The sequence below is a fragment of the Mesorhizobium sp. M4A.F.Ca.ET.022.05.2.1 genome, from assembly GCF_003998845.1.
Classification (GTDB): domain Bacteria; phylum Pseudomonadota; class Alphaproteobacteria; order Rhizobiales; family Rhizobiaceae; genus Mesorhizobium.
The window spans coordinates 20,936-27,683 of sequence record NZ_RZOJ01000041.1 but is presented as its reverse complement, the minus strand read 5'-3'; the positions used below and the strand labels follow the sequence as shown (position 1 = coordinate 27,683).

7 protein-coding genes and 1 pseudogene are annotated in these 6,748 nt (G+C 64.7%); 7 read left to right on the top strand and 1 reads right to left on the bottom strand.

Annotated elements, in window-relative coordinates:
• From EN745_RS37595 to EN745_RS07530, 6 genes and pseudogenes are all read left to right on the top strand, one after another.
• Window positions 1–73 (top strand): annotated as a pseudogene (locus EN745_RS37595) (elongation factor P); the annotation flags it as partial.
• Between the two features lie 24 nt (window positions 74–97).
• Window positions 98–898 (top strand): inositol monophosphatase family protein, encoded by an 801-nt coding sequence (locus EN745_RS07550; RefSeq protein WP_126057855.1) that lies wholly within the window; start codon window positions 98–100, stop codon window positions 896–898.
• A gap of 113 nt (window positions 899–1,011) precedes the next feature.
• A complete protein-coding gene (locus tag EN745_RS07545) occupies window positions 1,012–1,704 on the top strand; it encodes a hemolysin III family protein (RefSeq protein WP_127406391.1) in 693 nt (230 codons plus the stop codon).
• Window positions 1,705–1,910: 206 nt separating this feature from the next.
• Entirely contained in the window at window positions 1,911–2,936 is a 1,026-nt protein-coding gene (locus EN745_RS07540; RefSeq protein WP_126057853.1) for a MotA/TolQ/ExbB proton channel family protein, read from the top strand.
• A gap of 1 nt (window position 2,937) precedes the next feature.
• A complete protein-coding gene (locus tag EN745_RS07535) occupies window positions 2,938–3,966 on the top strand; it encodes a peptidoglycan -binding protein (protein WP_126057852.1) in 1,029 nt (342 codons plus the stop codon).
• Window positions 3,967–4,206: 240 nt separating this feature from the next.
• Window positions 4,207–4,632, top strand: a complete 426-nt coding sequence (locus EN745_RS07530) for a hypothetical protein (RefSeq protein ID WP_127406765.1) — start codon at window positions 4,207–4,209, stop codon at window positions 4,630–4,632.
• Window positions 4,633–4,694: 62 nt separating this feature from the next.
• Here the strand turns inward: EN745_RS07530 and EN745_RS07525 are convergent, their stop codons facing one another.
• On the bottom strand, window positions 4,695–5,048 hold the full coding sequence (locus tag EN745_RS07525) for a DUF1304 domain-containing protein (RefSeq protein WP_127420904.1): 354 nt from the start codon (window positions 5,046–5,048) through the stop codon (window positions 4,695–4,697).
• 146 nt (window positions 5,049–5,194) lie between these two features.
• Here EN745_RS07525 and EN745_RS07520 point away from each other — a divergent pair, with 146 nt between their 5' ends.
• On the top strand, window positions 5,195–6,679 hold the full coding sequence (locus tag EN745_RS07520) for a carboxypeptidase M32 (protein ID WP_126057849.1): 1,485 nt from the start codon (window positions 5,195–5,197) through the stop codon (window positions 6,677–6,679).
• Window positions 6,680–6,748 lie beyond the last annotated feature (69 nt).

Sequence of the window (6,748 nt, the reverse complement as noted above, 5' to 3'; positions counted from 1 at the left end):
GCCCTTCATTGCCGCCGGCGAGCGCATCATCGTCGACACCAACGAAATCACTTACGTCCGCCGCGCCGACTAGAGCGCGGGACAGCGGGAAAACAAGATGGCGCGTTCAGCGATCCTCAATGTCATGGTCCAGGCCGCGATGAAGGCCGGCCGTTCGCTGGCGCGCGACTTCGGCGAAGTGCAGAACCTGCAGGTGTCGATGAAGGGGCCAGGCGACTATGTCAGCCAGGCCGACCGCAAGGCCGAGGACATCCTGTTCACCGAACTGTCGAAGGCAAGACCCGGCTACGCCTTCCTGATGGAAGAGCGCGGCGCCATCGAGGGCGAGGATGGCCAGCACCGCTGGATCGTCGACCCGCTCGACGGCACCACCAACTTCCTGCACGGCATTCCGCTCTTCGCCATCTCGATCGCGCTGGAGCGCCAGGGCCAGATCGTCGCCGGCGTCATCTACAATCCGGCGATGGACGAACTCTACACTGCCGAGCGCGGCGGCGGCGCCTTCATGAACGACCGCCGGCTGCGCGTCGCCGGCCGCACCAAGCTCACCGACGCTGTGATCGGCTGCGGCGTGCCGCATCTCGGCCGTGGCCAGCACGGCAATTTCCTCATCGAACTGCGCAATGTGATGGCCGAGGTCTCGGGCGTGCGCCGTCTCGGTTCCGCCTCGCTCGATCTCGCCTATGTCGCCGCCGGCCGCATGGACGGGTTCTGGGAGGTCGGTCTGTCGGCCTGGGACATCGCTGCCGGCCTGCTGCTGATCCGCGAAGCCGGCGGCTTCGCTTCCGATTTCGAGGGTGGGCAGGAGATGCTGGAGCACGGCTCGGTCGTTGCCGGCAACGAGATCATCCAGCGCGCGCTCCTGAAGACGGTGAAGAAGCCGCTGCCATCTCGTTGACAGGCAAGTCACGTTGACGGGCGCCGCGCTGAAGCGCCGCAGTCGCAAAACGGCAACCAAAGCTTGAAATACTGTCCGGCAGACGCCCAGATGAGGGCGATGCAGGACGGTTCATGAGCGACACCAGGTCACAATCCCAGATCGAGATCCCGTTCGTGGGACGCTGGCATTACTCGCGTGCCGAAGTGATCGCCGACGGCATCGTACATGCGGTGGGCATCGTGCTGGCGATCGCGGCAGGTTCGGCCTTCCTGGCGCTGGCCGCCTTTCATGCCGGCCCCGGCGAATATGTCGCTGCAGCCTTCTATGTCGTCTCGCTGCTCACCGTCCTGTCGGTGTCGCTGGCTTATAATCTTTGGCCGGTGTCGTCGCCGGCGAAGTGGATTCTGCGCCGCTTCGACCATGCCGCGATCTATCTGTTGATCGCCGCGACCTACACGCCCTTTCTCGCCCAGCTCGACGGCTCGCCGCTCGCCGTCTCGATGATCGTGCTGGTCTGGACGGCAGCGGCCATCGGCATCGCCATCAAGGTGCTTTTCCCCGGCCGCTTCGACCGGCTTGCGATCGTCTTCTACCTCGCCATCGGCTGGAGCGGCATTGTCCTGGTCGGCCCGATGGTGCGGACCTTGCCGACGACATCGATCGCGCTGATCGTTGCCGGCGGCATCGTCTATTCGCTTGGCGTCATCTTCTTCGCCTGGAAGGGGCTGCGCTTCCACAATGCCGTCTGGCATGGCTTTGTCGTCACCGGCGCCGGCTTGCATCTGGCCGCAATGGTCGACTGTCTGGTGATAAACCGGATCTAGAGCGTGATCCCGAAAGTGGGGAACCGGTTTTCGGAAAAGAACAGCTCCAACAAGAAGGTAGAGTCCCATCCCGATTTCCATCAGGGATGGAACAGGCTCTGAGCCCTGGCTCGGCATTATTGCCAACCACCATTCAATTTGGTCACAATTCCGTTTAGAGTTGCCGTCAACTTGATCGGCGGCGCGGCATCGGAAACGGGGTTCGGATGGCTTTTCTCAGATCCTTCGGCATGGGCAGGCGCTCCGACGTTCTGATCTACGATCCGCACAAATTGTCGAGCCCGCAGGTCTTCCTGCTCACCATGGTGATCTTCCTGATCATCGTTGCATTCATCGCCGCTATCCTCACCCGCCAGATCTCGACCGCCTTCGTCACCAATCCCGGCCTCAACGGCCTGATCATCGGCGTGCTGGTGGTCGGCATCCTCTTGGCCTTCGTCCAGGTCGGGCGCCTGTTTCGCGAGGTGCGCTGGGTCAACTCCTTCCGCGCCGGTTCGGAGACCACGGAGCCTGTGCTGCTCGCGCCAATGAAGGCGATGATCGGCCGCTCGTCGACGGTGGCCTTCTCGACCAGCTCGATGCGCACGATGCTCGATTCCATCGCCACTCGCCTCGACGAAAGCCGCGACACCTCGCGCTACCTCGTCGGGCTGCTTGTGTTCCTTGGCCTGCTCGGCACCTTCTGGGGTCTGCTCAACACCATCGGCTCGATCCGAGAGACCATCGAATCGCTCGATCCCGGCACCGGCGACGCCGCCGCCGTGCTCGATTCGCTGAAGCAAGGGCTTGCCGCGCCGCTCGCAGGCATGGGCACGGCGTTTTCGTCCTCGCTATTCGGCCTCTCCGGCTCGCTTGTGCTCGGCTTCCTCGACCTGCAGGCCGGCCGTGCCCAGACCCGCTTCTACACCGAGCTGGAAAACTGGCTGTCCTCGGTCACCGATCTGTCGCACGATATCGTCGTCTCCGACTCGGCCAGGACCGAGCCCTCCGACGAGATCCGCCTGCTGTCGGAAAGGCTGCGCAGCCTGCAGGAGAATGGCGGCGGCTCCAATCCGCGCGTCGCCACCGCGATGGCCAACCTCGCCGACGGTATTTCGGGCCTGGTCAAGAACATGCGTTCGGAACAGCAGATCATGCGCGACTGGGTCGAAGCGCAGTCCGACGAGCAGAAGGCGATGCGCAACACGCTGGAAAAGATCGCCGACGCGCTGAAGAAGCCGGGAGTGCACTGACGTGGCGCTGGCAAGGCGGCGCGCCGATCGCCGCATCGACTATTGGCCGGGCTTCGTCGACGCGCTATCGACACTGCTTCTGGCGATCATGTTCCTGCTCACCGTCTTCGTGCTGGCGCAGTTCCTGCTCGGCCGCGAGATCTCCGGCAAGGACACGGTGCTCAACCGGCTCAATTCGCAGATCAACGAACTGACCCAGCTTCTGGCGCTGGAGCGCTCTACGACGCAGGACAGGGAGGATTCTCTCGCCAATCTGCAGGCCTCGCTATCGGCGTCGGAGGCGGAAAAGAGCCGGCTCGAACAACTGCTGGCGCAAGGCGCCGGCGCCGGCGACGCCGCCAACCAGCGCGCCGCCGCCCTCTCCGGCGAGCTCGACAGCCAGCGCCAGATCAGCCAGCAGGCGCTCAGCCAGGTCGAGATCCTGAACCAGCAGATCGCCGCCCTGCGCAAGCAGATCGGTGCGCTCGAGGACGCGCTCAACGTTTCGGAAGCGCGCGACCGCGACTCCAACACCAAGATCGCCGACCTCGGCCGCCGCCTCAATGTCGCGCTGGCGCAGCGCGTGCAGGAGCTGAACCGCTACCGCTCCGACTTCTTCGGCCGCCTGCGTGAGATCCTCGCCGATCGCGAGAATATCCGCATCGTCGGCGATCGCTTCGTCTTCCAGTCGGAGGTGCTGTTCCCGACCGGCTCCGAAGAGATCAACGATGCCGGTAAGGTTGAAATGAAGAAGCTCGCCGACGCCATCATCGAATTGCAGAAGGAAATCCCGCCGGAGATCAACTGGGTGCTGCGCGTCGACGGCCATACCGACAACAAGCCACTCTCGGGTGCCGGCCGCTATCGCGACAATTGGGAGCTGTCGACGGCGCGCTCGACCTCGGTGGTGAAGTTCCTGATCGAGAACGGCGTGCCGGCCAATCGGTTGGTCGCGGCCGGCTTCGGTGAATTCCAGCCACTCGATCCAGCCGACACCGACGAGGCGCGCAGCAAGAACCGCCGCATCGAGCTGAAGCTCACTGAACGGTGATCACGTATCACGAGAATTTGTTCACAGACTCAACGCTAGGGCGCAGATGCGTGACCGGCAAGTCCTGAAAACATTATCTTTTCTTAATTACACTTCGCGGCTGGGCGCTCCTAGCTTGCCGCGCAGGGCCGAGAACCGCCGGCGATGCCTCCCATCGCGGCACGACGGAACCGACGGCCCACAAGGTCGGAAAGCGGAGCAGCGCGGCCGCTCCCTTCCCCAGCAAAAGGATGCGCCGCCATGCGCGTTTCATTCTCTCTCAGGACTGCCACGCTTGCCGCAATTCTCGTCACGGCCCCGCTCGCCGGCGCTTACGCTGCCGGACATCACAAGGGCGCTCTCGACGCGCCCGATCCCACCGATTTCACCGGTCCGCGCGTGACAGGCCTGATCGAGCAGGTGCAGGGCCTCGACCAGGGCATCACCGATGCGCGGCAGCAGAATGCGATTACGCCGGCCGAGGCACAGACGTTGCGCATGCGCGCCGCCCAGATCAGCCAGGCCGCCGCGAAAACGGCCGCCGCGGATCATGGCAGGATACCGGCAGCGCAGTATCATGATTTGCTGCGCCGTCTCGACGATGTTGACCAGGCGCTTCGCATCGACACCGGGGCCGGCTTCCTGATGGGCGACGGCGCGGACGGCGGGCACTATCCCAACGGCTGATCGCTCGACCCGAGGAAGGGACACCTGGCGCCCGAGGGAACTCCGTCCCAAGGGCGTCCTTTTTACCAGCCCAGCCAGAGCGCGATGATGCCGAGCGCGGCCGGCACGGTCTGGATGAACAGGATCTTCCTGCCGACGGTCGCCGCTCCATAGAGACCGGCGATGGCGACGCAGATCAGGAAGAACATCTTGACCTGGAAGCCGGCCGCGCCGAGATAGAGCCCCCAGATCAGCCCGGCGGCGAGAAACCCGTTGTAGAGCCCCTGATTAGCGGCCAGCACCTTGGACGCCTTGGCGAAATCCGGCGTCAGCTTGAACGCCTTGTGGCCCTGCGGCGTATCCCACAGCACCATCTCCAGATAGACGATGTAGCAGTGGATCAGCGCCACCAGCGCGACCAGGATGTTGCCTATCATTTTCCCCTCCGCTTCGTTGCCAACATTGATCACGCCGCAGCTTGCCCGCGCAAGGCGGCTCGGGCACCTCGTCGGGGTTGCCAAGGCTGGCGCGTTGGTATCTTTTCGCGCCGTCCAATTCGATAGCAGACCAGACTGGAACCGCCATGTCCTTTCAGAAACTCGACGACCTCGGCCACAAGCTCGAAGCGCTGGAACATGCGCTCGCCATCCTCGGCGCCGACGAGGCGACACATATGGCGGTCGGCGGCGGCGAGAAGCGCGCCGAGGCGATGTCGGCGCTCGCCGGGATGCTGCATGCCCGGGCGACGGCGCCGGAGATCGGCGACTGGATCGCTGCGGCGGAAGAGGAGGCGCTGAACGAGGAGCAGCAGGCGGCGGTCAGGGAACTGCGCCGGCAATACACCAACATGACCTGCCTGCCGGTCGAGTTCGTCGAGCGGCAGACGACGGCGCGCATGCGCTCCGAGCAGCTCTGGCGCGACCTGCGCGCCAAAAACGACTGGGCGGGTTTCCAGCCGGCGCTGGAAGGCGTGATCGCCCTGGTGCGCGAGGAAGCGGCCTTGCGCGCCGATGCGCTTGGGCTCGATCCCTATGACGCGCTGATGGAGCAATATGACCCCGGCAACCGCGCCGTCGACATCACGCCGGTCTTCGCGGAGCTGAAGGCCTTCCTCAAGGGCTTCGTGCCGGAGGCGCTGGCGTTGCAGGAGGAGCGGCTGGCGAAGCATCCGCTGAAGCCGCTTTCCGGCAACTATGCGATCGAGCGTCAGCGCGAGCTCGGCCTTGCCATGATGGCGGCGGTCGGTTTCGACCTCACCCATGGCTCGCTGTCGGTGTCGCATCACCCCTTCTGCGGCGGCGTGCCGAGCGACGTGCGCATCACCACCCGCTACAAGACCACCGATTTCCTGTCGGCGCTGATGGGCGTGCTGCACGAGACCGGCCATGCGCTTTACGAGCAGAACCTACCCAAGGCCTGGGCGCACTGGCCGCTTGGCAAGGCGCGCGGCATGGCCGTGCACGAAAGCCAGAGCCTGTTCGTCGAAAAGCAGGTCGGCCGCAATCCGGCCTTCTGGCGCTGGGCCCTGCCGGTGGTCGAGAAGCATCTCGGCGAGACCTGGTCGATCGACGACATCCTGCCGCATGTGCACCGGGTCGAGCGCGGCCTGATCCGCGTCGATGCCGACGAGGTCACCTACCCGCTGCATGTCATCCTGCGCTACGAACTGGAGCAGGAACTCGTCTCGGGACGGCTGGAGGTTGCCGACCTGCCCGAGGCCTGGGACGGCAGGATGCGCAACTATCTCGGCCTGTCGACCCTGGACAATCCAGCCGACGGACCGATGCAGGATGTGCACTGGCCGGGCGCCGCCTTCGGCTATTTCCCGTCCTATACGCTAGGTGCCATGATGGCGGCACAGCAATGGGCGGCGCTGACCCGTGAGCATCCGTCCGCCGACGACGACCTCGCCAGGGGCGACTTCAGCGCCATCAACGCCTGGCGGCGTGAAAGGATCTGGTCGCAGGGGTCGCGCTGGTCGACCCCAGACCTGCTCGAACGCGCCACCGGCGAGAAGCTCAATGCAACGTATTTCACGGAGCATCTGCGCAAGCGCTATGGCAACTGAGCCCGCCTGAAAGCACTGGCTGCCAACGATCTCGCCAAGAACTTTCCGATCAAGGCCGCCGACCTCGGC